Source organism: Limosilactobacillus mucosae (genome assembly GCF_013423865.1).
Lineage (GTDB): Bacteria > Bacillota > Bacilli > Lactobacillales > Lactobacillaceae > Limosilactobacillus > Limosilactobacillus mucosae.
In genome coordinates, this window is sequence record NZ_CP058955.1 from 1 (window position 1) to 26,075 (window position 26,075).

Annotated in this window: 27 protein-coding genes and 3 pseudogenes; 17 read left to right on the forward strand and 13 right to left on the reverse strand. The window is 44.1% G+C overall.

The window, feature by feature from the left end:
* Together H0G69_RS10135 and H0G69_RS10140 are read left to right on the forward strand one after the other, a co-directional pair.
* Window positions 1-1,926, forward strand: a complete 1,926-nt coding sequence (locus tag H0G69_RS10135; protein WP_180305451.1) for a DUF2325 domain-containing protein — start codon at window positions 1-3, stop codon at window positions 1,924-1,926.
* Between the two features lie 213 nt (window positions 1,927-2,139).
* Entirely contained in the window at window positions 2,140-2,766 is a 627-nt protein-coding gene (locus tag H0G69_RS10140) for a hypothetical protein (RefSeq protein WP_180305452.1), read from the forward strand.
* 174 nt (window positions 2,767-2,940) lie between these two features.
* Here the strand turns inward: H0G69_RS10140 and H0G69_RS10145 are convergent, their stop codons facing one another.
* Entirely contained in the window at window positions 2,941-4,131 is a 1,191-nt protein-coding gene (locus H0G69_RS10145; RefSeq protein ID WP_045025302.1) for an IS256 family transposase, read from the reverse strand.
* 422 nt (window positions 4,132-4,553) lie between these two features.
* On the opposite strand from H0G69_RS10145, the gene H0G69_RS10150 reads away from it, so the two are divergent.
* From H0G69_RS10150 to H0G69_RS10165, 4 genes are read left to right on the forward strand one after another with little or no spacing between them, the layout of a single operon-like run.
* Entirely contained in the window at window positions 4,554-5,219 is a 666-nt protein-coding gene (locus H0G69_RS10150; protein WP_180305453.1) for a Crp/Fnr family transcriptional regulator, read from the forward strand.
* Between the two features lie 2 nt (window positions 5,220-5,221).
* A complete protein-coding gene (locus H0G69_RS10155) occupies window positions 5,222-5,956 on the forward strand; it encodes a nucleoside phosphorylase (RefSeq protein WP_180305454.1) in 735 nt (244 codons plus the stop codon).
* 22 nt (window positions 5,957-5,978) lie between these two features.
* Window positions 5,979-6,719 carry a nicotinamide riboside transporter PnuC gene (pnuC, locus tag H0G69_RS10160; protein WP_180305455.1) on the forward strand — a complete coding sequence of 247 codons (741 nt, stop codon included), beginning with the start codon at window positions 5,979-5,981 and terminating at the stop codon, window positions 6,717-6,719.
* Window positions 6,719-7,912: a phosphopentomutase gene (locus H0G69_RS10165; RefSeq protein ID WP_180305456.1), complete on the forward strand. Its 1,194-nt coding sequence runs from the start codon at window positions 6,719-6,721 to the stop codon at window positions 7,910-7,912. The genes pnuC and H0G69_RS10165 overlap by 1 nt, the downstream gene beginning before the upstream one ends.
* 125 nt (window positions 7,913-8,037) lie before the next feature.
* Here the strand turns inward: H0G69_RS10165 and H0G69_RS10170 are convergent, their stop codons facing one another.
* Together H0G69_RS10170 and H0G69_RS10175 are read right to left on the reverse strand one after the other, a co-directional pair.
* A complete protein-coding gene (locus H0G69_RS10170; protein WP_180305457.1) occupies window positions 8,038-8,895 on the reverse strand; it encodes a hypothetical protein in 858 nt (285 codons plus the stop codon).
* The gene (locus H0G69_RS10175) at window positions 8,870-9,337 is read right to left on the reverse strand and encodes a type II CBASS E2 protein (protein ID WP_180305458.1); all 468 of its coding nucleotides are present in this window, start codon (window positions 9,335-9,337) and stop codon (window positions 8,870-8,872) included. Before H0G69_RS10175 ends, H0G69_RS10170 begins: the two co-directional genes overlap by 26 nt.
* Window positions 9,338-9,480: 143 nt before the next feature.
* Here H0G69_RS10175 and H0G69_RS10180 point away from each other — a divergent pair, with 143 nt between their 5' ends.
* From H0G69_RS10180 to H0G69_RS10190, 3 genes are all read left to right on the forward strand, one after another.
* Entirely contained in the window at window positions 9,481-9,768 is a 288-nt protein-coding gene (locus H0G69_RS10180; protein ID WP_003688751.1) for a transposase, read from the forward strand.
* Between the two features lie 23 nt (window positions 9,769-9,791).
* Complete coding sequence (locus H0G69_RS10185; protein WP_180304329.1) at window positions 9,792-10,670, forward strand: IS3 family transposase; 879 nt, start codon at window positions 9,792-9,794, stop codon at window positions 10,668-10,670.
* Window positions 10,671-11,253: 583 nt separating this feature from the next.
* Window positions 11,254-12,111 carry a hypothetical protein gene (locus H0G69_RS10190; protein WP_180305459.1) on the forward strand — a complete coding sequence of 286 codons (858 nt, stop codon included), beginning with the start codon at window positions 11,254-11,256 and terminating at the stop codon, window positions 12,109-12,111.
* A gap of 271 nt (window positions 12,112-12,382) precedes the next feature.
* Here the strand turns inward: H0G69_RS10190 and H0G69_RS10975 are convergent, their stop codons facing one another.
* The 3 genes and pseudogenes from H0G69_RS10975 to H0G69_RS10200 all read right to left on the reverse strand — a co-directional run bounded on the left by H0G69_RS10975 (window position 12,383) and on the right by H0G69_RS10200 (window position 13,711).
* A complete protein-coding gene (locus H0G69_RS10975; protein ID WP_240164393.1) occupies window positions 12,383-12,853 on the reverse strand; it encodes an SH3 domain-containing protein in 471 nt (156 codons plus the stop codon).
* A 56-nt stretch (window positions 12,854-12,909) separates the two neighbouring features.
* Window positions 12,910-13,326: pseudogene (locus H0G69_RS11180) on the reverse strand (GH25 family lysozyme); the annotation flags it as partial.
* A 226-nt stretch (window positions 13,327-13,552) separates the two neighbouring features.
* On the reverse strand, window positions 13,553-13,711 hold the full coding sequence (locus tag H0G69_RS10200; RefSeq protein ID WP_160248871.1) for a hypothetical protein: 159 nt from the start codon (window positions 13,709-13,711) through the stop codon (window positions 13,553-13,555).
* Window positions 13,712-14,120: 409 nt separating this feature from the next.
* On the opposite strand from H0G69_RS10200, the gene H0G69_RS10205 reads away from it, so the two are divergent.
* Together H0G69_RS10205 and H0G69_RS10210 are read left to right on the forward strand one after the other, a co-directional pair.
* Window positions 14,121-14,813, forward strand: a complete 693-nt coding sequence (locus tag H0G69_RS10205) for a hypothetical protein (RefSeq protein ID WP_180305461.1) — start codon at window positions 14,121-14,123, stop codon at window positions 14,811-14,813.
* Window positions 14,814-15,043: 230 nt separating this feature from the next.
* A pseudogene (locus tag H0G69_RS10210) lies at window positions 15,044-15,868 on the forward strand (AAA family ATPase); the annotation flags it as partial.
* A gap of 354 nt (window positions 15,869-16,222) precedes the next feature.
* On the opposite strand, the gene H0G69_RS10215 reads toward H0G69_RS10210, so the two are convergent.
* Window positions 16,223-16,387, reverse strand: a complete 165-nt coding sequence (locus H0G69_RS10215) for a hypothetical protein (protein ID WP_006499105.1) — start codon at window positions 16,385-16,387, stop codon at window positions 16,223-16,225.
* Window positions 16,388-16,995: 608 nt separating this feature from the next.
* On the opposite strand from H0G69_RS10215, the pseudogene H0G69_RS10220 reads away from it, so the two are divergent.
* The 5 genes and pseudogenes from H0G69_RS10220 to H0G69_RS10245 form a co-directional block, all read left to right on the forward strand.
* Window positions 16,996-17,498, forward strand: a pseudogene (locus H0G69_RS10220) (DUF262 domain-containing protein); the annotation flags it as partial.
* 130 nt (window positions 17,499-17,628) lie between these two features.
* On the forward strand, window positions 17,629-18,180 hold the full coding sequence (locus H0G69_RS10225; RefSeq protein ID WP_180305462.1) for a PilN family protein: 552 nt from the start codon (window positions 17,629-17,631) through the stop codon (window positions 18,178-18,180).
* A 128-nt stretch (window positions 18,181-18,308) separates the two neighbouring features.
* Window positions 18,309-18,539, forward strand: coding sequence for a hypothetical protein (locus tag H0G69_RS10230; protein WP_180305463.1), 231 nt, complete (start codon window positions 18,309-18,311; stop codon window positions 18,537-18,539).
* Entirely contained in the window at window positions 18,526-19,887 is a 1,362-nt protein-coding gene (locus H0G69_RS10235) for a hypothetical protein (RefSeq protein WP_180305464.1), read from the forward strand. Before H0G69_RS10230 ends, H0G69_RS10235 begins: the two co-directional genes overlap by 14 nt.
* A 273-nt stretch (window positions 19,888-20,160) precedes the next feature.
* The gene (locus tag H0G69_RS10245; RefSeq protein ID WP_180305466.1) at window positions 20,161-20,754 is read left to right on the forward strand and encodes a site-specific integrase; all 594 of its coding nucleotides are present in this window, start codon (window positions 20,161-20,163) and stop codon (window positions 20,752-20,754) included.
* A 150-nt stretch (window positions 20,755-20,904) separates the two neighbouring features.
* On the opposite strand, the gene H0G69_RS10250 is transcribed toward H0G69_RS10245, so the two are convergent.
* From H0G69_RS10250 to H0G69_RS10260, 3 genes are all read right to left on the reverse strand, one after another.
* Window positions 20,905-21,153, reverse strand: coding sequence for a hypothetical protein (locus tag H0G69_RS10250; RefSeq protein ID WP_240164395.1), 249 nt, complete (start codon window positions 21,151-21,153; stop codon window positions 20,905-20,907).
* A gap of 18 nt (window positions 21,154-21,171) precedes the next feature.
* Window positions 21,172-21,390, reverse strand: coding sequence for a hypothetical protein (locus tag H0G69_RS10255; RefSeq protein ID WP_033934803.1), 219 nt, complete (start codon window positions 21,388-21,390; stop codon window positions 21,172-21,174).
* A 109-nt stretch (window positions 21,391-21,499) separates the two neighbouring features.
* Window positions 21,500-21,949, reverse strand: a complete 450-nt coding sequence (locus H0G69_RS10260) for a hypothetical protein (RefSeq protein WP_180305467.1) — start codon at window positions 21,947-21,949, stop codon at window positions 21,500-21,502.
* A gap of 249 nt (window positions 21,950-22,198) precedes the next feature.
* Between H0G69_RS10260 and H0G69_RS10265 the strand changes: the two genes are divergently transcribed.
* On the forward strand, window positions 22,199-23,389 hold the full coding sequence (locus H0G69_RS10265; RefSeq protein WP_045025302.1) for an IS256 family transposase: 1,191 nt from the start codon (window positions 22,199-22,201) through the stop codon (window positions 23,387-23,389).
* Window positions 23,390-23,908: 519 nt separating this feature from the next.
* Here the strand turns inward: H0G69_RS10265 and H0G69_RS10270 are convergent.
* The 3 genes from H0G69_RS10270 to H0G69_RS10280 are packed head-to-tail and all read right to left on the reverse strand — an operon-like array spanning window position 23,909 to window position 26,065.
* Window positions 23,909-24,196, reverse strand: a complete 288-nt coding sequence (locus H0G69_RS10270) for a PTS sugar transporter subunit IIB (RefSeq protein WP_033934801.1) — start codon at window positions 24,194-24,196, stop codon at window positions 23,909-23,911.
* 31 nt (window positions 24,197-24,227) lie between these two features.
* Window positions 24,228-25,589, reverse strand: a complete 1,362-nt coding sequence (locus H0G69_RS10275; RefSeq protein WP_180305445.1) for a PTS galactitol transporter subunit IIC — start codon at window positions 25,587-25,589, stop codon at window positions 24,228-24,230.
* A 20-nt stretch (window positions 25,590-25,609) separates the two neighbouring features.
* Window positions 25,610-26,065 (reverse strand): PTS sugar transporter subunit IIA, encoded by a 456-nt coding sequence (locus H0G69_RS10280; protein ID WP_034539478.1) that lies wholly within the window; start codon window positions 26,063-26,065, stop codon window positions 25,610-25,612.
* Between the last annotated feature and the right edge of the window lie 10 nt (window positions 26,066-26,075).

Genomic DNA, 26,075 nt, shown 5'->3' on the forward strand with positions numbered 1-26,075 from the left:
ATGTATGATTATCGAAAAGATATAATTAATATTATTAAGGGCACTAATCCCAGCATTGAAGGAATTGAAGCAGTCCAGTCGATCGTGAATCTGTTACGGCATCAGTCCGGCTATCAGAATCCGATGAGCAGCGGATTGCCAAGCGAGCCTGAAAGAAATGAAGAGACGATTGAGCCGCTTGAAACGGCATCCTCGCCAGACACGGCAATTGAGCAGAATGAAGCAAGCGAGGCCGTTGAAGATATTCAAGAAACTGAGATGGCTGACAATGATGAGGGCACTCAGACTGAGCAGGATGAGGTATCAGTTTCTGACGAGGATAATACTGAAAATCCAGCCGAAAAGCGCGATGCCTTGACGCTGGCCCAGTATGACGCGATTCATATTTTTAAGTCGATTATGGAAACGACCGCCAACGAGCTGCGCAGAGTAGTCAAGGATTCAGAATATCAGCCATCGTTTGGCACGCTGAAGAAGAATCTCGAGGACTGCCACTATAATCTGGGCGATGAAGACAATGCAACGACCAACGCTTACTATCTGATCGCGTCGCAGCAGCTGAAACAGGCACGGCAAACATATCAGGACATGCTGATTGGTAAGGGAAATATTAGTCAGCTGATCGAGCGCCTGATCGCGACCGGCATTGATCTGGCCAAGAAAGCCGATAATGCTTCCAAGCTGACCGCCTTTCAAGAAGCAGTTGCTGAGGTGCAGATGAAGGGGCTGATCAAGGAAGAGACGGCTCAACGATTTGACGCGCTATTGAAAGAACGGCAAAGCGCAGCGGACAAGCAGACCGTTGAACCGGCCGAAGAACCTAAAGCGGCTGACATGGTCAATGTTGATAATGAACCAGTTGAGAAGCCTGCCGAGAACGAAGCTGATACGGAGCAGGTTTCGCCAACGCGTTCCGAACCAGAAACTGAGCCATCATTTGCCGAATTGCTTGATCAATCGTCAGTGTTTGATCTGGATCCTGGCGAATACGTCGTGCAGCGTCGTCTGACTGGGGCTCAGCTGTTGGATGCCTACGGTCAGCAGGCGTTCTTTATCAGCGAGAAGATGATCCGAATGCTGAATCTGCAAGATGGCGATATCGTTACAGCTGATGGCGAGCCCTACCAATCATTATCCAAGGCATATATCAAACGGGTCACTGGCCATCTGGATTTGGACTATGATCCGATTGAGGTATTCCGCCAAGCCGTAGTCGAAAACAAGGATGGCGAGCTGGTCGTTACCCATAACATCTATGGAAAGCGGCTGAAGGTCAATGGATCCAAGGTTACCTATCACGTCAAGGATGACCGCATTCAGTTCATGGTGCAGGATGGCGATATTGTGGATCTGGCCTGGTACGCCAACGATGACAACGCCCAGGACAGTATGACGATTCGCTGGGTCTACCCGCTTGAAGACGATAATCAGCCGGTAGAAAAGGCACCAAAGCAGAAATCCGCGGAAAAGAAGCCCGCTAAAAAGGAAAAGATGCATCTCGCGCTTGGTTTAAGCAAGCAGATCTTTGGCAGCATGCAGCAAGGAACTCAAGACGCCAAGAAGCTGAGGGTCGATCTGAAAGGACAAAAAGTCGGCATCGCGATCGGCAATGGTCAAAACGGCGAGATTCTGAAAGCCACGGTTAAGGCCTGCAACGGGGATCCACGGCTGATCAACGCGTTCGCCGGCAAGAGCAAGAAGATCGAAAAGGCGGTCAAGAATCTTGATATGGTGATCATGATCAAGTCCTACGCGAACCATCCATCGTCCTGGTCGCTTGCTAAGGCCTGCAAGAAGTACGGCGTCAAGTTTGCCGTAAGCAACAAGATGTCGACGCAATCCTTCTGCCGTGCGCTGTATCGGGCTGAAAACAACCTGCCATCCGATGAGCAAAGTGGTCAGGAAATCGAGTACCCAATGGGATAAGATGGGCAATCAATTGATAAAATGAGAGCAGTTAAAAAGTCATTATGTTATGAATACGGCTAATAAATATAGTAAGAAGAAATGAGGTGCCTCGCTAAGTAATAAGTAAAGAGGTGCCTCATTATTTTTCACATATTTTAAGACTGCCATCGACATTATGGTATGCTTTTATATATCAATAAAGGACCGTCATAGAAAGAGGTTATGTTATTTATGTCGAGCATGGTAATTAGTTGCATTTTGACGGGAATTATATCGGTTGCTATCTCGTATTTTATTAATATACATCTTGGAAATAGACGAGAAAAAAATAAGATAATATATAATCAACTTAAAAATTACGCAGATAACCTGGCATCTCTTATCGAACAATGGTCAGAGTTTAATGAACTTATGGATAACTGGAATCTTGAAATTAAAGACAATAATAAGAAGATTGCACCGATTTTTTTAAAAAATAGCATGTCTAAGATAATCAATATTGAAAACGAATTTACTAGTTACAGAGAGTCGGTACATGATACTAAAGAGATAATAGCTAATAATTTTAATGATGATAATGTGTTTACGATGTCTGTCTATTCTATGAATGCAGATAAAGGCGATGAGTATAGTGAAGCAAATTTTTTAGAATTTTTTAAAAAGGATTATCAGTTACGAACAAATGGAGAAAATAGCCTTTTGGATGAGGATGTAGCATTGGCAATTATGAATAGAATGTATGGTACCTACATACAGATATATAAATATAGAATCCAAGTAAAAATGGAAAAAGCACAAGATTATATTGATCAAAAGCTTCAATTGGTATCTAATTCTATTTCTAAACATAAACTTTAAAATAAATAGTTGTTGAGGCCTTTTGAATAAGTAAGATCACGATTGGTATGAATCATTAATGCCAAAGAAGAAATTACTTATTTGTTCAAGCATATTAATTCTATTTGCGATTTTTGGGAGAGTGTCAATAATTTTGTGTACTTTTGAAAATCCTTCTTTGTATGAAATGCTTACTTAAATAAACATGGAATCCAAGGTATCCTTGCTTCCTCGAAATCCACGATGTGCTCGTTCTTCGAACTTGTCATTGTATTCTAGAATTTGAGTTGTCACGAATCGTTGAAGGGCATCCTCATTTGGAAACTGCTCCTTCTGGCGAATTTTCTTCTTCAACTTTTTGTTGAAAGCTTCAATCAAATTTGTTGAGTAAATTGATGCCCGAATGCTTGGCGGAAATTCGTAGAAGGTGAATAAGTTACTTAACTTACCCAATTTTCGCATCTGGTTGCTATATTTGCTTTTCCATTTCAAAATGAAGTTATCTAAAGCTTGTTTTGCTTCTTCAAGTGATTCAGATTGGCGAATTTCTTTAAATTCGCTCATCAAATCTCGCATATCGCTTTTTCGCACATGTGATGTGAGGTTACGAAGCACATGGACTAAGCAGCGCTGAAACTTAGCGGTTGGATAAATTTCTGCAATCACATTTTCGAGCCCAATAAAACCATCGGCGATGAATAACTGAACCTGTTCAATTCCTCGATTGCGTAAACTTTCAAGTAGTTCACGCCATGCTTCACCATTTTCGTTTGGTGCTACCGAGAAGTCTAAGACTTCTTTACCGCCGTCACTACGAATTCCAATCGCGATATTAACCGCTTCGCGCTCAACAGTTCCGCGCTTGAGCGGAATATAAGTAGCGTCTAAGAACACGCAAACATACTGTGAGTGCTTAAAGGTCCTGTTATGAAACTCTTCAACCAAGTTGCCAACTTGCTTAGTAATATTTGAAACGGTAGTTGGTGAATAGTAATCGCCATACATGCGCTCAACTAAATCAGCTATTTCACGAGTCGTGATGCCTTTGGAATACATTTTAATGATCATCGATTCCAGAGTATCTGTCCGCCGTGAATATGGTTCGAATAAAGCGTTACGAAATTTATTCTTACGATCGCGCGGAACCGTAATATTGATTGGTCCAAATTCAGTATCGATGGTTCGCTGATACGATCCGTTTCTGGCGTTGTCCCCATGAGCGGAACTGTCGTTACGCTCATAGGGTTGGTAGCCTAAGACTGCCGACAATTCTTCTTGAAGTAATGTATTGACGGTTTGTTCTAACTGATTGCGAAAGACATCTTTTAATGATGTTTTAGAGTCAGAAGATAGCGCGTCAAGAATTTCTTTGTTAAACTGGTTCATAGGGAAAGCCTCCGTTTTGATTGTGTTTAGCGATTTAATCATACGGGGAAGGCTTTCCCTTTTTCAATTTAATTTAGAAATTTACACAAAATATTTTACACTCCCATTTTTGGAGATTAGTTCGAAAAATGATACAGTAAATAATATTTTAGGTTCAATTTAAAACTTTCAGTAAGTTTAGGAAAAGGGAATATTGCTTAAAGTCGAGCCCTTAGAGTTAGGTAGTACTAATTCTAAGGGCTCAAGTTATTTCTGGTACTTCTTAATCAATCATTTCGACAATTTTTATGCTCAAGACATATGTCCTCAAAAACGAACAAAAAATCCACCATTTTTCTGAAACCGCTATCATTTTAGGGACCGGTGTCATAGAATCAGTAAGTAGATTTACGTATCATATTAAGTAATGAGAGGGCAGAACTATGAGCATTGAAAAGATATACGCGGCAATCAACTCGGACCCAGCCGTTCATAAAGTCATGGCCAACGCTCCTTTAAAAATCATTGAGCGCATGCGGGTCGTCGAGTTTGAGATTGGTGAATTTAATCTGCGGCAAGGCGAATCATATGATGAAACGTATCTGCTGGTCGCGGGTCGAGTCAAGGTGTATCTGGATTCGGCAAACGGCAAGTCGGTAGTGCTGGATGTCTACCGGCCGGGGATGTTTCTTGGCGAGCAGGAAGCGGTGATCAACAAGCCTTACAGCGCGTCGATCATTAATATCACGCCGGTGCGGCTGCTGAAGATTGACAACCGGGATTTCGTGGCCTGGCTGAATAACGATCAGCAATTTGCCAACCGGATGATCAGCTACCTTTCCGAACAGGTCTATCATCTTACCAAACGGACGGAGCGCTACAGCCTGTATTCAGCCATGCAGCAGATCGGTCTGGAGCTGATGCGTTCGGCTAAGGAAAAACGGCTAATCTCGCGCGAGCAGCTGACATACGAGGTCGACACGTCATACCGCAATATCAATCGGGTTCTTAAACGGCTGTCAGAGCTTGGAATCATTGATGCTTCAAAGCCTGCCATCAAGATTTTGAATGTTGAGGAACTACAGCGGATTATCAAAACGGAGGAATAGCAATGAGTGAAGAAGTACAACCACACACGCAACTGACGACGGCAATCAATACTGATCGGGCAATCATCATGGGTGACCCGGCTCGTGTCGACAAAGCGGCTAAATTGTTGGATAATGCCAAGGAATGGGCATACAACCGCGAATACAAGTCTGTGATCGGCGAATATCGCGGTCAGCGCATTCTGCTGATGTCAACGGGTATCGGCGCGCCATCAGCCGGAATTGGCGTTGAAGAGCTGCACAACGTTGGCGTCAAAAAAGTCATTCGGGTTGGCTCAGCCGGTGCCATGCAGACGGGAATCGGTCTGGGCGAGCTGATCATTGGCGAAGGCGCCGTTCGTGACGATGGTCTGACCAAGCAATACGTGCCGGCAATGTACCCAGCCGTACCTTCTTTCAAATTGATGACACTGGCTCACAAGTACGCTTCTGACGCAGTCTATGGCATTATTCGCTCGCACGATGGCTTCTACATGGATGACAACGCGGAAACCGAAGCCTACTGGTCATCCAAGGGCATCGTGGGCGCAGACATGGAATCTGGCGCGATGATGACGATTGGACGCCTGCGTGGCATGGAGACGCTGTCGATTCTAAACAATGTCGTGCTCTATGAAGGTGATTTGGCGGCCGGCGTCAACAGTCTGGTCGATGGCGAGGAACTGATGGCTAAAGGGGAAATCGCATCGCTCAAACTGGCCATGGACATTCTGAGTGACGATTCAATTAAAGAATAGAAAAGAAACGGGGGAATCAATAATGGGACAAACGCAAGCACACCACAGCTGGCTGTACAATCAGCTGTTTACCAACTGGAAGAAGTTTGAAATTATTTATGTTAGCGTATTGGTGGCATTGCAGATTATCGTCTATCTCATCGTTCCCGACAGCATTATCGGGATGATTTCTGGGGTCGCAGGGACGCTTTGTCTGGTCTATGGGATGAAAGGGCGTAAGATTACGTTCATCTTCGGGATCGTTCAATGTCTGGCCATGACCTACATTGCGTGGATCAGTCACGCTTATGGATCGTTTGCGATGGACATCTTCTACGTAATCTCGCAGCCGATTGGATGGTACATGTGGGGTCATGATGAGGCTACCAAGCGCTTTTCGCCAAAAGTTCGCCGCTTGATCTTCCTGGGCGCGTTCGTTGCCTGGGCAATCGGCTGGTGGGTTCTGGCGATGGTTCACGGCCAGCTGCCATACTTTGACTCCATCAACTTTGTCGTCAGCTTTATCGCACAGCTGCTCTACATTATGAAGTACCAAGAAAACTGGTCGCTGTGGATCATCGTCAACGGTGCCAACATCATCTACTGGGGCATCTTAGCCGTTCAAACGATGATGGGGACCAACCACATCGGCTCACTGGGTGCCAGCCTGTCACAAATCGCATTGCAGTTCGCGCTGCTGTTCAACTCGCTGTACGCTACGAAGGTTTGGGCTAGCGGTGAGGCCGACAATGAAGGTGGTGCCGGCAAGGACGGTGACAAGTAATGACGGAGCCAAAATTCAAACGCGTTTTTGCTATCGTGCTGGACTCGGTTGGGACGGGCAATGCGCCTGACGCGGCCAAGTTTGGTGATGAGGGCGCTGATACGCTGGGCGATCTTGGTCATGCCTGGAAGGGTGCGCTAAAGCTGCCTAACCTGGCTAAGCTGGGTCTGAGCAATCTGCGCGTGGCACCAATAGAGGGCATCCCCGCCGCTGATAAGCCGCTGGGATGGTATGGCCGTATGGATGAGATTTCCGCCGGTAAAGACAGTATGGACGGTCACTGGGAAATGATGGGCCTGCCCGTTGAAAAAGAGCTGTCGACGTTCCCTGATGGCTTTCCAGACGAGATTATCGAAAAGATTGAGCAGTACTCGGGCCGCCCAGTAATCGTCAATAAACCATACTCTGGCACGCAGGTCATTCATGACTATGGCGAGCGTCAAATGGACACTGGCGAGCTGATCATCTACACTTCCGGCGATTCTGTGATGCAGATCGCGGCGCATGAGGACGTCATCCCGCTGGAAGAACTGTATGACATCTGCCGTTACGCGCGGACGCTTGTAAACGGGCCGGAGTACATCGTTGGTCGGGTCATCGCGCGGCCTTTCGTAGGACCGGACAAGAACCACTTCGCACGGACAGCCAACCGACATGACTTCAGTCTAGAGCCAACCGGCAAGACGGATCTGGACCTGCTGCACGAGGCTGGCTACAAGGTCATCGCGATTGGCAAGACCAACGACATCTTCTCTGGTCGCGGCATTGATCAGGCTTACCATAACGAAAGCAACATGGACGGGATGGATCACGTTGATGAGGCGCTGGAAAAGGACTTCACTGGCTTCTGCTTCACGAACCTGGTCGACTTTGACACCATGTATGGCCACCGCCGCGATCCAAAGGGCTTTGGTCAGGCGCTGATGGACTTTGATCAGCGTTTGGGTCATGTTCTGGCGGCGCTGCGTCCTGATGATCTGCTGCTGATTACGGCTGACCACGGCAATGATCCATGTTTCAAGGGCACGGATCACACGCGCGAGGAAGTACCGCTGCTGGCTTGGTCGGCAAAGATGCAGACGTCCGGCAGCCTCGGCGTTCGCTCAACGTATGCCGATCTTGGCGCCACGATTTTGGATAACTTCCATCTCAAGGCCCTACACGGCACGAGTTTCTTGGATAAATTGAATTAATAATAAAATACCGAACGGAAATAGTCTCTTTAGCTAGTTCTGCTCGGTATTTTTTCAATGATTATTTGGAAAATGAGTCTATAAATTTACGATTTTAGAATTTTTTAAACGTGTAGTAGGACGATTTAGAAAATATTGTGGCGTTTTGTAAAATTATAATTATTCTCTCTAGGATTTTCATATACTACAAGGTGTTTTATATGACTGCGTCCAGCATTGCAAAAGGCTTCCCTCATTATTTCCTTAATGTGTTTAGGATTGGTGTTAGACAACAGTTGAATTGTTGTAATGCCATTTTCCTTAGATTTATTTACTTGATCTATGAAAATTTTGACTAATTCTGGATTATAGGCTCGTCTTCCTAGGTTAACTTTGCCATTGATCATAGTTTGCAAGACGACATAGCTATGGTTTTTGATAGTTGAAGGTAATGTATTCAAATTTATAGGATAGGTATCGGAAATAATAATTGAAAGGATTTTGTCATCCTCAGCATCACTCCTTATTTCTGATACTTTGATTGAAGTATCTTTACTGGCATCTATTACTTCTGGAACGTCAATAGATAATCTGGCCCAATTATTATATAGGTAATCAATATATTGCCAAGTTGGAATATTGGCCGCGCTCCCCTTATGACAATAACCTATCGCAGCTGCAAGCTTAATGATAAATGAAGGTACTAAGTAATACGTGTTTGGGAGCAATAATCTTTCTTTTCCGATGAATTTAAAGATAATGAGCATTGCGTAATAGGATAGGATTAGGGAAATAAAGAGCCTAATAAACCAGGGATGTATTGATAGCTTATAGTCAATACCAAGAGTGTTGAGAGTGACTTTTGAAACGTTTCGAAAAAAATAGTAAATCGTGGATGCTAATGAAATTGTTGCTATGAGAGGTTTAGTTTGGAGAGCTATAAATCTATAAGTCTTTACCTCTCTTAGATTATTTTTGTTATTGTGGATGCTCACCATTTCCATACCATCTCCCAGTAATTAAAAATAGTTCGTAAAAATAAAGCCATTCTTTTGTCCAGGCTATGATCGAAGTATCCAGTCTGTCCCCAAATCTGAATTCAGCATGGCCAAAATTATTTTTATATAGGCATAGTGAAACATAACCATGCTCTGAATTTGACTTGCTTACAAAAATGTGTGGAATTTTGAGGAGATCTTCTTTTTGAAAAAAAGGACTATAGACTCTAACGGATATGCTCCATCCTTTGGAAATGAATACAACCGAATACTTCGATCCGTTGCTATTAGCCCTTAATTGTGCATATACGAAGAAGTCTCCTTTTGCATTAATATGGTTTCGATTATCTGGAAACGTTTCATTTAGACGTTTGAAATATCTGATTTTAATTGGATGGTTTCTTCTTGCAGTCACCCCAAAACGTATGTGGCCTTGCTGTTTTGTCATTAGTTCCTCCTTCAAATACTCCATCATGATTTATCGAAACCTGTCCTTCTTTTTGGAGTTGTTGGGCCTAGAATAAAAAGTGTACAAGTTAAATAGAGACTCTGATTTAGTATAATTAAGGAAGTAAATTGGAGGATCAAATAATGACGAAGCACAGTTATGACAAGGAATTTAAGGAACAGGCCGTTCAGTATTACTTAGATAACAAGGATCACATGACCATGAATGAAATAAGTAAGAATCTAGGTATTGGGGCTAGTACATTACATAAATGGATTAAGCTGTTTACTGAGACTGGGGAGTTTGGCCGTGGCTCTGGTAATTTTGCCAGCGATAAGGACAAGGAGATTGCACGACTAAAGCGTCAACTTCGTGACGCTGAAGGAGCGATCGAAGTATTAAAAAAATCAATCGGGATTCTGAGCAAGTAACTACCGAAAAGGTATACCAAGAAATGGACGTTCAGCACGCTTTGGAATCCCACCCTTCCATCAATGGTATGTGTGATTATGTTGGAATCTCAAGAAGTGGTTACTATCAACGAGAAAAGCGTCATAATCACCAATCACCGCGAAAGCTTCGGAAGAAGTTTATTCAAGGTGAAATTAAAGCAATTTGGCTCAAAAGCCTTTGTATTTACGGTGCCGGCAAAATCACCCAAGAACTTCGCTCAAAAGGATATAAGATCGCTGAACGAACTGTTGGTAAGTATATGCGTGAACTTGGCATTCACGCCGTTTACCTAACCCCTTGGACGACTACCACTCGCAATTCTAAGTTTGATAAACAGCTAATAAATATTTTAGACGAGCAGTTCAATCCATTGCGACCAAACGCCGTTTGGTGCATTGACACCACTTATATTCCAGTTCATGACGGATTCGTTTATTTAACCAGTATTATGGACTTGTACTCCCGACGGATCATTGGTTGGGACTTATCTGAAACCTTGGAGGTATCGAATGTCATCCCACTTATTGAAAAGACTAAGCACAGTCGCCATATTAGCAAGCCATTAATCATGCACAGTGATCGTGGTAGTCAGTTTACGTCTGAAGCTTACAATCAAGTTACAGCTAGCATGACATTAAGCTATTCAAAGAAAGCTTATCCTTGGGATAATGCCTGCATTGAGTCGTTTCACGCCTTGATTAAGCGTGAATGGATAAATCGGTTTAAAATCCATTCATACTCCGAAGCTAAACGACTAGTTTTTCAGTACATTGAAACGTTTTACAACACAGTTAGAATTCACAGTCACTGTGGATTCAAATCACCAAAGCAACTTGAAGATGAGTATCAAACTCAAATTCAAAATTTAGTCGTGGCATAGGACAAAAAAGTCTCTATTTAAATTGTCTATTTTATTGACAGGGGACCAGTCAAAATATTTGGCTGCCAGGCTCGGCTTTACTCCGCGCTCTGGTCTCCCCTCCGGCGGGCCGCATGTGCCATGCTTACCGTCGCCTCGGGTGAGCCCTATTGCTGCTCCGTGTCGCCGAGCCTGGTGATGGGGCCTGCATACTCATCTGGTAGTTCTGAATAACATAAGCAATTCCTTTTTTGGGAGAATCTTTCTGTGGATCTTAAGTCGTCAAACACGGCTTGGGGTCCCTTTTTTATTCTCTTTAGCTCTCCGGTTTACAGTAAACAAAAAGAGCCTCATCGCGGAATATTTCCGTAATGAAGCGGTAAGCAGCACGATACCTAACCAAGTTTATAGATAGTTTGAAGGGAATTTAGATGTTAGGTTAGTTAAAGTGGTATAAATTTACTTTCACTTCACTCTCAAAACAATCCTCAGCAATCAAGGACGTACTTCCTCAATCTTGGCACAAATAGGTGTTTCAAAATCATTATAATATAGTATAATCAATTCATTAGGCATCAAGAATTAGGGAGAGATACATATACCATTGGAAGATTTTGAATTCAAACGTGATGGCAATACGCTGAAGGCTTTTGACAAGGCAACTGGCGAACTTATCGATTCCGGCGAGTACGTTGAGGTTGCCAGTCACAAGCAGAAACGGCGCTTTGTCGCATTTGAGAAGTACTCATATAAGAAGTTTGAACTGGAAGAAAAGCTCTGGGTTGGCGCGGATTTCCTCAAACGCAACCTGATGAGTTCGGTCCGTTATTTTAACGCGCCGGTGCTGGGCTGCCGGACCTATTTCAACAAGGAGGATGTTGATCGGTGGGTGGCTGACAACTTTCTGCCATACCGACGAACGATCGCGCTTTGTCTCAGTGATTTGACCCCCGAAGAGCAGGAATGGGTTAAAGGATTTGCCAATCGATACAACGAACGGGCAAACCAGCTAAACCTTAAACGAAATCCAAATGAGAAAAAGCAATTTATCAAGGATATGCGCAAGGAATGGGTTGATTATATCGGTCATGAGCAGGCTAACCGCCGCATGGCCATGTTTCAGCCGGTAGAAACACCTGATCGCACGGCAATCTATCCACCTGTTCAAATTCAAGACGGGCAGTATCGTTTTCGACTGGATCACGTGGGAGATGTCAAGCCGCTGCCAAAGGGTAATATGTCTGAAATCACGATGACGCGCCGAGCATATATGATCAATGGCAGTACGATTGAGTGGAAGTTTGGCAAAGGTTTGCGTCCCAAGACTCTATTTGAAGTCGAGAAGCTGCCAGATGACGCGATGTGGCGGTTATTTTCTCGTAAGGTACGCAGCATTGTCTCTCAAATCTATTCAACGACCAGCTACAAACTTTATCTCAAAAATGGCGGCAAACGCAGATAGGGATAGAAAAGCGTCCAGACATGGGCGTTTCTATTTGTGTTGAATTTTTGTAGTTATAATATAGTGCAACATATTTAAAAAGACAAAAGAAAGCGCTGTAATATCAATGAAGGGTTAGCCCATCCCTTCAGAAATTTCATCTCACGAAATTTTTCACCCAATTCACATTGATTTTGTTTCGCTAGATAGATGATTAACGATCTCATTCCGCTTAGTTGATTATCCAGAATCGTCTCACTGACTGCCAGTGGGGCGATTTTTTGTTGCGAGATTAGGCGAATGTCCCAAATGCCTGATTGGTTCGTGCATCGCGGCAGGTGATATATCCGTATTGATGGTTGGCGCGCGGCTGTCTGAGCCAGACGAAGCCGCCGTGACGCGACCAGGCATCATAGCTTACGATGACGCCCGCCGGCAGCATGGCGATAATTGCTGAATTGGTTCGCGCTCCCCAGCGAAGGTGCAGCGGCATGCCCAACAGAAAGCTGCCTTTTTCCTTGTGCCAAGTATCGCCCAGCTCATCAACCCATGAATCGGGAACGGGAATCTCAATCTTCGGCGTTGGTGCCTGTTCAACCTGGATCGCGAGCTGACCATCCGCGTAGCCAATCTTAGGGTCGGTGTAGTAGCCATGGAAATCGTAGGACATGTCGATGCCGATGCCGTGTACCAAAAAGCTGTTGGTGAACTGCCAGGTACCGACATTGGGAACGCCAGGCTGCGACTTACCATAGTTGGCCACCCAATCGTTTTGGCAATCAGCTCCGATTGAATCAGCCGCTTTTCCCAGAACCAGGACGCCATCGAATACACGTCCACGTTTAAGTGTTTCTGATCGATCAAGTACTGCAGAAACGCGTTGACGTCAGCGGTCGCGTAATGGGCAAGGGCGTCATCTTCCGCATCCACCGCCAAGACGCTTTCCTTACCCAATCCCAGCGCGGTTGCATTTTGGTAGAACCACTTGGCCTCATTGATGGCATCCTGCCGACCGTTGAAACGAGCATAGTGATAGCCATGCACGAGCAGTCCTGCTGCCCGCGCGTTGCTTATCTGCGCCTTGGCTTTAGGATTGATATAGGCATCCCCATCCGCAGAGCCTTGCGTAATCTTGACGATAACCGCCTTGACTCCTTGATTCTTCAATGCTTGGAAAAATGCCGGCTCATCAGGCTGATAGCTGCTGATGTCGGCAACTAACGGAAAACTGGTCATAAAAACATCCTCCTTTTGCTGTTATATTATAAATAGACTGATATGAAAAAGCCGAACCACGATTCTTGATTAGCAATCCATGCCCGACTATAATAAAGACGTAAATAAAAGGGCCTGACGCCTGCACAGCGCCAAGCCCACGTTGTCATCATCGACAGCGCCTTACTTCATGAATAGCAGAAATAAAGCACCGTCCCAGTCGCCAAACTGCGGGACGATGCCTTTTTTATTCTCTCGGCTTCTTCGGCCAGAGAAAGACTACCGCGATGACCAGCGCCAGAAAGCAGACGGTTCCCAACGCGGCCAGTTGCACGGTTTCCGGCAGGCCAGGCAGCGCACTGAGCACTTTTGCCAAGCCCGCGAACGGATCAAGGTCTGACATCATGCGAGCTCCTTCCCGAAAGAAGGCGGCCCAGAGCAGTCAAAACGACTTTCATCATGGCAATCGCCTCCCCTCATAATGTTTCCAGAAGAAGCAAAGCGCTGCCATCAGACAACACCTTAATTATATTGACTTCAATAGGGGATACCAATTCTTTTGCGTGATAAGTCATTTTATTATTAGTTATTGTTATAATATAGTATAATTATTAACGGTTGGACGGTTATCCCCATTCTCGCCCAACTCAAACGCCTGTATATCAATAGTTTGCTGCATGTTCCGACTAATCATTGTTGGTCATTCGTTCATATAATAGTAGTCACTGACGTCCGCGTTTTCCTCAGCGCGGGCGTTTTTGGTCGTCTTCATATGATATATTAAAGATAACTACATATACTAAGGGGAAAACTTCATGTCAGAGATATATCCATTGGGAGAGTATAAGGATAAATATATAGAGCTGCTGGATGACTACGAGTTTAATCCAGGTGATACCGTGGCCATGGGAAATCTGATTGGGTTCCTGTCTGACTACATTTACAGTCCGGTAGAATACCTGTTTCTGGATGAAGAAATTAACCAGATTCTAGTCAATAAGCGACTGATGCTGGAGAAGCTGATTGAAGTGTTATTGGACAGCAATCATGATGACATTTCAATGCTGATCAATCTGCAGTTCGCGCAGGCTTTGTTCTTTCGAGGAGATTGGAAAACATCAGGTAATATATATCACAGCATTTTGAAATGGGAGCTGGGGCGTGCCGAAATGGGGGATGCCGATTTTGAAGATATCGATTTCAATGACTTGGTTCTGCGGCTGATTCATAATATCTGTACCATCTGTCATCTAAGTGGAAATGCCGATGGTGCCGATAGCATCAAACGCAGCGCGCAAGGTATCTTCAACATTAACTTGAATTTTACCAACGATTTATGCAAAATCATCCCGAATATGAAGAAATCACTTCAAAACAGCTGTACCTGCTTCATAATGATTCATCCTCGCTTTACTTGGTCGATGGTCCAAGCGCGTCTGACTATGGTGATCTTTTGGAAGCAATGGAATTCGACTTGGAGGATAATCCAGGCAGCGTGGAGAATCTGAAGCTTTCCGATGAGCCTTGTCTGCTTACTGTCAGCGATGATCAACAAAGTGTTTTTGCAGGCTCTCTTGATGGCAATGGCGCTGGTTCGTTCATCTTCTGGTTAGAAAATCCAATGGCTGAACCGGCAGAATCAACCGATGATGGTACGGATAGCGTAGAATCTTCAACGATGGCTGATGAAGAACAGACGGCTGATGATAATAGCATCACGAAAACTGCTACTGCTGAAGAGGATGACGCTACCTTAGAAGAACTTCTGGCTCAGCTGAATGATCTGGTCGGTCTCGATTCCGTTAAGAAAGATGTTAACTCATTGATTAACCTGCTCAAGGTCCGCAAGATTCGGGAACAGCGCGGAATCAAGCAGCCTGCCATGTCGCTGCACCTGGTATTCTATGGCAATCCAGGGACCGGCAAGACCACCGTTGCGCGTTTGTTGGCTAAAATCTACCATAAAATGGGGATTCTCTCCAAGGGTCAGCTGGTTGAAGTCGATCGGTCCGGACTGGTTGGCGGTTATGTCGGGCAGACAGCGATCAAGACCAAGAACGTGATTGATCAGGCACTGGGCGGGATTCTGTTTATCGATGAGGCCTACACGCTCGCATCGGGAAGCGGCAGCGACTTTGGTCAGGAAGCCATTGATACGCTTTTGAAGGCCATGGAGGATCACCGTGATGACTTTATCGTGATCGTTGCCGGCTATCCAAATCAGATGGCCACCTTCCTGGCATCCAATCCCGGCTTGAAGTCACGCTTCAACAAGTACTTGGAGTTTGAGGACTATGAACCTGCTGAACTGTTGGAAATGTTAGACAAGATGTGCGCCCAGTATGGGGTAGAGCTGACTGACGAAGCACGCGACTACGCCATGAATCTTTTTCAGACGACCTGTGCCAACCGACCAGACGACTTTGCCAATGGTCGCGCGGTCAGAAACTTCTTTGAGGATGCCTTAACCGCGCAAGCTAATCGTCTGGCTGCCGAAAATGACTTTGATGAGGGCCTCTCGATCATTAAAGCCATTGATCTGGCCAATGCCGAACTCGCTTAGCTGCAATGACATTTTTTTGCAGACCGGCTAATTTAAAAACGCTTTAGACTAGAGTATAATCATTCTTGAGGGTATGGTTTCCCCTCGCTTAAATTGTCTGCTAGCTATTATTCAATCCTTATATAACTAGCACTTACCATTCATATAGCGCCTTGCCTGGTCTGGCAAGGCGTTTTCAAATTGCAATGACGATTGAAATCAGCTATAATTATGGCGTAAACAAAAAGGCTAACGTGAGGGAACACGTTAGCCCGAATGTCCTTGAAAATCGACAGTGCTTACACTTTAAACTAAATTAAGAATGTACAACACCATCTTAGAGCTGCCACTCATAAAGATGGTTTTTCTTTTTGGTCAGAAATGACTGACCATGTAGCAACCGGCTATGAGGGAAGCAATCACAATGATTACGACCGTGGCCAAAGCTGCATATTGAACGCCGATCGGTAAGCCATGCAGTTCGTGAAGAACAGCGGCAAGACCTTTTAAGTCGGCGCCATCTTGATGTCGGTTTGACACTTATGGATCCCTTTCATAATGATGGGAAGCGTCGTGTGTTTTTTCAACTCCTTCATTGGCATCGCTCCCTTCGAAAAGCGAAGCACCGCCAATGTTCTTGGACAAAAATATTATACCATAATCGAGTCAGCGGCTAACTGGCTCGATTTTTTAGTGCATTTCGATAATTGCCTCTCAGACGAAACGTAATGGATAACTTACCCATCTATTTAAGTTTCAGTGCGTCTGAGAGGCGATTTTTGCATTTCGGAGATTTGGGCTGCTTGATCGGCCATGATCATGATAGAAAGTGTTATTTCTATCAAATAACACTTCGCAAAAGGTGGTTTAAAGGCATCCGTTTTTATGATAAAATTAAGACATGTTATTTATTTCTATATAGCAAAAATGATACCTATCGATTTTTCGAAAAATTGAGTGGAGTGACAGGATGACCAGACTGATTGACGATGTATTTAAAAACCAAAAATTCATCCCCGAGCTGATGAGCGAATTTGGCTTTCAGAAAACTAAGGATACTTATACAGCGGAATACGGGAAGAAATCATAATAATACGCTGAGATGGAGAAAGAAGCGAATGTCAAAGCTAAATATTAATTAGAAGAGTATAAAGAATCTCTTCACTGAAAAGAACACGGATTTTCCGATACCGGACTATCAGAGGCCATACGCCTGGGGAGAAAAGGAATGCCAGACATTATAGGACGACCTGTTTCTCTTTGCGTTCCCGGACAACGACTGCGACAAGTTCGACAGCGACACTGACGAGGATTTCCTCGGCCCGATAGTCACATTCAAGAACGAGGACGGCAAAAAGGAAATCATCGATGGTCAGCAACATTAACGACGCTCATGCTCCTACTCCGCGCATTCTACGACAAGTACGGCAGCATGAAAAACGACAAAGCACTCAAGACGAGCAAGCTCATCGAACAGTGCATCTGGAAAACGGATGAGTTCGACGAGCCGAATAAGTCAGCCTTAAAGATTGATTCAGAGGTTGCTACTGACAGCGACAAGGAGCAGTTCCTCAATATTCTGAAAACCGGTATCGTTGATGACAACTGGAAAAGCAACTATGCAAACAACTACAGGTTCTTCAAAAAGAAGTGTCTGATGAATGGATAAAAACAGCTGGTATCTTCAGTTCTACTGTATTATCGGCTCTTACTGGAGTGGCTGTAGCAAGTTCGTGGCTCTTAAAGGCAATAACAGATTCAGGAAAGAATGGAGTTAAAAAATGAATTCGGATACTAAGGGCATAAAAAAGAAAGATATGGTGTTTCAGAGTGTGGATTCACTTCAGCCCGTTGTGAATGTAATTAATGAAGCTGCGGCGGCACTGAATGATAAAAACAGAACCATTAAAGAAAGCTCTATACCGGAGGTTTTGGCGGGTGCATTAGGTGCCGGAATCGGTGGTGTTGGCTCTTTTGCAGCGCTGTATGGATTGGGAGTAGTTGGTTTGTCTGCAGCTGGGATTACATCAGGACTTGCAACAGCAGGTTCGCTTATCGGTGGAGGAATGGTTGCCGGCGTTTTTGTATTAGCCGCACCAGTTGCTATTCTCGCTGCAGGTGGTGTGGGCTTAGCCAGCCATCTGAAAAATAAGCAGCTCCAGCAGGAAAAAGAAAGATTGTATAAAGAGGCCCTAGCAAAACATGAAGCAATTATTGAGGCTCTCAAAAAGGAAGCAGACGCTGATAAGGAAAGAATGGATTACTTGCAGAGTCTCAATATATTGCTACAACAGGCAATTATTGATTTGAAAAATGACCTGGGCGTTGCTTGAGAACGATCGCAGTGAACAATAACGAAGATGATGATTATAAGAACACACCAGCCGATAATACAACTCTAATTATCCAGAACCGCCACGAAATGAATGGGGAACGATAATATCTTGGGCGGCAGCAGCTGTTGGCACTGTATTTGGGTTTAGTTCAGCTATTCAAACGTAAAAAGGAAGAGAAACGCCATCGCGAGGAAGAGCGGTTAGAGCAGGAAGCAATCCAGAAACAAGATGCTGAGATAAAAGATCTGTCAAATCAAACCGAGAAGGCTGAGCATCTTGGGACAATAAACGAGGTATTGGTTAAAGCACTAGAGGCTGAGAAAGAAAAGAGCGAGGGATCAGATGAACAGGAATAAAAATAATGACACTGATCAACAAATGGCAAAGGTGATCATGTATCATGATCAGCAGTTAAAAAACATTCATTTTCCTGATTCGTCTGCAACGGATGATGAAATCCGACGCAGTGAAGTGCTTCTTAAAAGTCTTGGATATGATTTGCCTTCAAAGAATGAGGTAGCAAATAAACGTAATAACGAAGTAATAGTAGTGCCGAATTGGGATGAACTATGCGCAGAGGCAAATCAATATATAACAGGGAAATGTGATATCCGAGCGCTATTTACAGAAGATGAGCTGAGGCAAAATGAAGAAGCCATTCGTCTGTTAAACAGAGATTTCAAACAGATCTATCACATGGACAAGGTTGACTATGCGATTTCCATTCTTGCCGGTTTGGTTGGTTCAGCGGTTGATATTTTACTCGTTGGCATTCCGAAGAAAACGCCGGATGGTCTGAAAGCCGGACCATTATCAGATTTTGTCAGGGATTATTTTGATAAAAAATATCCCGAAGAGGAAATGCAGAAGCTAGCCAATTCCAAGATAAGCAAAGTTCCTTTTGATGCACAGGACAATCGTCATACGAGAATCTATGTTGAGGGACTGTCAGCATATTATCATCGGTTATTACAACTTGGTCATGATCCGGTTCTTGGTTTCATATTCGGTGTGTCAGATATTCTGAACGGAACAATGACTACAATCGATAAAAATGGGAAAGTTGTATGTCAAGTGATGGAAAACTACGCGGACAGAAGGGAGAGCGATACCTTTCTGGCTCTTGCAAAACAAATCATACATTTTAAATCTGATATCACTACATCAATGGGGTTACCAGCTCCGTTTATGAGTCTGCTTAATCTGCTTCAGTTCGGGAAAATTGGTGACTATGATCAGACCATCGCTGAAATCGTTCAAGGAATGTACTATGAAGGATATGATTTTATTCATTTCTGCTCAATGTCCGTGCCGGTGATGTTGATAGAGGTTATTACACGGATGGGATATGCCTTAAAAAGAATTAATGAAGGGCATTCTGTAAAAGACTCTATACCTGTATCGTTAAAACGAGAAACGCATCCGAAGTTGGCTACAATGCTTTTTATAAGTCATTCTCTTGCTACAGCAGCTAATGCCGGAAAGGTATATTTTTCTAAAAACCCAATGTCGATTAATTACCCGCAGTGGTTGGCATTTGCGAAATATGTTTACTCACAGATGAAATGGGTACTGCTTGAAAAACCAGAAATGCGGGCGGATTATGTCAGTGGCAAAATTTATAACGAGATGCAGGAAGTATTTGATCAAGTGGACCGTAATTTTGCCGAATACACCCATGATAAGATCGTGATTTATAATTAGGTGAATATAAAAAAGATTACAAATAAGCAGTATGAAGAATACCAGAAGCTGCTGGATGATAAGAGGCATGGCCGTATGTTAACGCCGGAAACGTTGATATCATAAATCTGAAAAGCAACACGCTGCCAGTTGACGGTCAGTCCGTTTTTCCGGCCTACCATATGAATCATAAGTACTGGATTTCAGTCGTACTTGACGATCAGCTGGACGATGATAACGTAATGAGACTGATTGATGAAAGCCTCCGTTTGACGGGAAAGCAGGGGTGATTAAATGCGGCAAATCGTACTGCCAATCAAGGATGATGAGGTACTCAAGCAGGTACAGGACACGCTGTTGAACAACTTCAAGTCTGGCCGGCGCAACTACACCATCTTTCAAGTCGGCAAGGCAACTCTGCTGCGGGTCAGTGACGTACTGCGGCTTAAGCAGGAGGACGTTTTCGATGACTATGGCGCCATTAAGCAGCACGCGTTCATCAAGGACAAGAAGACCGGCAAGCGGAACACGCTCTACCTCAAGCCGGTGATGATGGACCTGGTGATGTATCAGCAGTGGCTTAAGCGCAACAGCTATGAGGGTACAACGGAATGGCTGTTTCCTTCTACCACGCGGCCGCAGAAGCATATTGACGAGCGCCAGTTCTATAACGTGATGGCCAAGGTCGGGGATCTGTTGGATATCAACTACCTGGGCACGCACACGATGCGCAAGACTGGAGCCTATCGCGTGTACGTCCAGTCCAACTACAACATTGGTCTGGTCATGAAGCTGCTGAACCATTCCAGCGAAGCCATGACCTTGGCATACCTGGGGCTTGATCAGGTCAGCCGTGAGCATATGCTGGATAAGATTGATTTTGGGTAAATGAAAAGCAGACGCGCCAAGGGTTTTGGTGTGTCTGCTTTTAAAGTTATAAGTTCTTAGTTGTTCCAGTGATACTCATGATAATTCTGAATCCCAGTGTAGCTAATTATATTGCACTGAGTTCGTACTTAACATAGCATGAAGAGCAATCTAATAGAGCATAGTGTCTCTCATTTCCTTAGGTATCTCCGGCAAACGCCTGCCTGTCTTGACAGCTTTTCTTAATTTTTGAATTGCTATCATGTCTGCCACTGGATCGGGATTTAATGGGTCAACAAGTGGCATCAGCCTCTCAACTGATCCTTTGCCAAATCTATCTTCATATTCTTTAAACGCTTTTTCTAGCTCTTTTCCGGGATCATCATAAAACTTCATGCCCTTTGGAATTGCTCTTGCCATGTATTAACCTCAACTTTATCAATAAATAATGTCCTTATAATACTTATCGTATATTTCATCATCTGTCAGCAGGTCATCAATTGACATTTTCTTTTTGATACAGCATTCAATCAGTTCAATATCGTGAGGACCATAAACTGGCCATGGTTGGTGAAACATAGATACATATTCTTTGATCGCCGCATAAGTTTTGTCATCCCAACCTCGATAGATTTCCATGATTTCATCATCAGTCATTTCATCATGCCTTCTTTCAAGTTATGCTGAACAAATTACAGATCTTAGTCTCCCAAAGTTAACACCGAAAATAATAAATAGTTTCGCAACAATCACGCTTTCATTTATTCTAATCGTCCTTCTTAGATCCGTCATCATTTTGTGAGTTTTTCTTAGCCCCGTCATCAAAGAACTCTTTGATGATCCTGGCTGCTGAACCACTAAGAATGACTGGCCTGCTCTCGCGCGTAATCCTTTTCCAAACGAAGAACGAACGCACAAAAACAATCACACTGATGCTGCCGCCAATCATAAAGAAATACTCATTCGCGTAGGCGCGCATCGTTAGGAAACCAACCAAAAAAGCTAGTACCATCTGACCCAAAGCAAGTCTTCCCTGCTTAAGCTTTCTTCTCGACCCTAGGATCCCCATTTTCCATCTCAATCGACTGCGTTTGTCGAATCTGGACTTGTTTTCTAAATTACGAGACAACTGTTCTCTTTCATTTAAAAGTCGAACTGCCAATGCCGCCATCATCAATATAACCGCAATCCCTAAAGCTCTTACCGCAATACTCATCATACCGCCCCTAACGTCTTACTTCACGTTCCCAATCAGATCGGGAATGCTTGTTTGTATATTAAGGATAACTCAATTCAGCGATATCTTCTGCTTGATCGTGAGGAATGTTGGCGCAAATTATATATGCGATATAAAATTCTAGGGAGTGTAAAATATTTTGTGTAAATTTCTAAATTAAATTGAAAAAGGGAAAGCCTTCCCCGTATGATTAAATCGCTAAACACAATCAAAACGGAGGCTTTCCCTATGAACCAGTTTAACAAAGAAATTCTTGACGCGCTATCTTCTGACTCTAAAACATCATTAAAAGATGTCTTTCGCAATCAGTTAGAACAAACCGTCAATACATTACTTCAAGAAGAATTGTCGGCAGTCTTAGGCTACCAACCCTATGAGCGTAACGACAGTTCCGCTCATGGGGACAACGCCAGAAACGGATCGTATCAGCGAACCATCGATACTGAATTTGGACCAATCAATATTACGGTTCCGCGCGATCGTAAGAATAAATTTCGTAACGCTTTATTCGAACCATATTCACGGCGGACAGATACTCTGGAATCGATGATCATTAAAATGTATTCCAAAGGCATCACGACTCGTGAAATAGCTGATTTAGTTGAGCGCATGTATGGCGATTACTATTCACCAACTACCGTTTCAAATATTACTAAGCAAGTTGGCAACTTGGTTGAAGAGTTTCATAACAGGACCTTTAAGCACTCACAGTATGTTTGCGTGTTCTTAGACGCTACTTATATTCCGCTCAAGCGCGGAACTGTTGAGCGCGAAGCGGTTAATATCGCGATTGGAATTCGTAGTGACGGCGGTAAAGAAGTCTTAGACTTCTCGGTAGCACCAAACGAAAATGGTGAAGCATGGCGTGAACTACTTGAAAGTTTACGCAATCGAGGAATTGAACAGGTTCAGTTATTCATCGCCGATGGTTTTATTGGGCTCGAAAATGTGATTGCAGAAATTTATCCAACCGCTAAGTTTCAGCGCTGCTTAGTCCATGTGCTTCGTAACCTCACATCACATGTGCGAAAAAGCGATATGCGAGATTTGATGAGCGAATTTAAAGAAATTCGCCAATCTGAATCACTTGAAGAAGCAAAACAAGCTTTAGATAACTTCATTTTGAAATGGAAAAGCAAATATAGCAACCAGATGCGAAAATTGGGTAAGTTAAGTAACTTATTCACCTTCTACGAATTTCCGCCAAGCATTCGGGCATCAATTTACTCAACAAATTTGATTGAAGCTTTCAACAAAAAGTTGAAGAAGAAAATTCGCCAGAAGGAGCAGTTTCCAAATGAGGATGCCCTTCAACGATTCGTGACAACTCAAATTCTAGAATACAATGACAAGTTCGAAGAACGAGCACATCGTGGATTTCGAGGAAGCAAGGATACCTTGGATTCCATGTTTATTTAAGTAAGCATTTCATACAAAGAAGGATTTTCAAAAGTACACAAAATTATTGACACTCTCAAATTCTACGATGCCGATCAATGACAAGATTTTTCAAGTAGCTAAAAATCTCCTTTTTCGGTTTTCTGTAATTTAAAGAGCATAAGGAAATCGATCCATGAATGCTCATGGACCCGCCAGTGACGGGGATTTGACGTGGATACTAATTTTCTCGGTTCGCGCCTATAATGCACCCTCAACGAGTACGTTTCGCTGCCCAAAATGACTCCGCAATGCGTCCATCAGCGATTTACGAATTCTGCATGGCACGTGGGGCATTGTACATTTTGAAATTGCCATTCTTGTACAATTTCACGCTGCCATTTTTGGGCATTTTTAGACTGCCATCTTATTAATTTTTACGACAGCAGAGGGATATAAATATGCCTTAGCAGCTCAGCAATTTTTGTTCAACACACTCCATCAACAATCAAAAAAAACAGGCTCGCGGAATTTCCACGGGCCTGCTTTTCGTAGGTTAATCTAGTCTTCACCCAGCTTTGCCAGGATTTGATCGTATACCTTATCTACACCGATACCAGTCAGCAGCGGAAGGCCATTGATAACCTTGTCGCGAACGTCTTCTGGAACGACCGTCGTGCTGACAAACACATCGTAGTCATCAATGTTGTTGATCTGTTCGGCAATGTTACTCTTGTAGATCTTGACCTTGTCCAGCAATCCTTTTGAGTCCAAAAAGTCGCGAATCTTTCCTTCAGCAACAGTGGAAGTAGCAACACCGCTACCGCAAACAACCATTAACGTCTTCATAGTAATAATCTCCTTCCAAATTTAAACAAATCTAGGCAGCAGGTTTAGCCTTCTTAGCTTGGTTCTTCTTGTGGAACTTGTTGTACCAGATCATCAATGCCAAGGTAACGACACCGATCAAACCGATACCGCCCCAAGTCATAATCTTGCCAAGGCCAACGACGACCCAGGTAGTCCAGACACCACCGTCACTAAGAACGGAAATTGAGGTGTTGCCTTGAAGGCTGAAGTTGGCAGCTTTTGCGGAAGCCGTAACCAGTGGAGCAACCCAAGAAGCAATGTACAGGCTCAAGATGATGTCCACGATCCCACCAACCAGCGTCCGGAAAATGTCGCCGCGGAATACGGCAGCCATGATGGCAATCATGTAAGGGATGGTTGCCAAGTCACCAAATGGCAGCACGTGGTTACCTGGCAGGATTACGGCAATCAGCAGCGTAATTGGAACCAGCAGCAGTGAGGCGGACAGAACCGTTTCGTTACCTACAGCAAGCGCACTGTCCATCCCGATGTAAAGGTTCCGGCCTGGGAAGTGCTTTTGAACCAGTTCGTTGGCACCTTCAGAAATAGGAGTCAGACCTTCCATCAGCAGTGAAACCATCCGCGGCATCAAGACCAGAACGGCAGCCGTTGAGACACCAAGCTGCAACGTCTTGGTAACGGAGTACTTAGCCAAAATACCGATTACGATACCAATCAGCAGACCCATCACGCCAGAGTCGCCGAAGATTCCCATACGCTTTTGAATCGTCTTTGGCGTCAGCTTGATCTTGTTGATGCCAGGGATGCGGTCCATCAGCCAGTTCAACGGCAGAGCCAATACGTAGCCTGGTGCCGAGGCGCCTTGTGGGAATGAAATACCATCCAAACCGTACTGTTTCTGAATGTATGGAGCGGACATGTCAGCAAGCAGGTAGATAACCATTACGTGAACGATCATCGTAAAAATCCCAAGCGAGAAACTGTGTGAAACCGCGTAGACGAGGGAACCAGTAAAGGCAATGTGCCAGTAGTTCCAAACGTCAACATCCAGCGTCTGCGTCAATCCCAACAGCAGCAGTACAACGTTGGTGATAACGCCAACCGGAATAGCCAGACTCCCCAGAACGGTACCGTAAGCAATGGCAGAAGCAGCCGGCCAACCAATGTCAATCGTGCCAAGGTGCATCCCAAAGTTTCTAACCATGGCATGCGAGGCAGGGCCAAGATTCTTGGTTAACAGACTAATGACCAGGTTCAAGCCAATAAACCCGATCCCAACCATCAAACCAGCTTTGAAGGCCTTGCTTGGCTTGATCCGTAAAATCAAAGCAAAGATAAACAGCAGTATTGGAAGCATAACGCTTGCCCCAAGGTTAACGAACCATTGGAGTCCTGATGCTATAGCACTCATATCTTTATCCCCCTTTAGCTCTATTCAATTATTTCGTTCTTCTTCATCAAATCGAGAAAATCATTCTTCTGATCAATTTTTTGCAAAGCGTCCATGGCTTCTTGGTTTTGGAAGAGCGCCATCAGCTTCTGCAACATGCTCAATTGGTCGTCTGACTTTTTGAGTGCAAGCATGAAGATCAGTTTTACTTGAATCTCGGCATTATCGCCCATTTGATGAAAAGTCACTGGATGCTTCAGACTCATGAATCCAATCTGCGGCTCAATCACCTTATCTGGATCCGTATGAGGAATCGCAACCCCAATCGTTTGAGTCATCAGTCCGGTGGGAAAACTTTCTTCACGCTTCAGTAAGGCATCCCTGTACTCGCTGGTTACTACTCCTTTGGCATACATACTGTCAGCCAGCCGAGTTAAGGCGCTTACGTTGTCAGAAGCATCTTGGTTAAATAAAATAACCTCTTTATCAAACAACATGCGTTTCCCT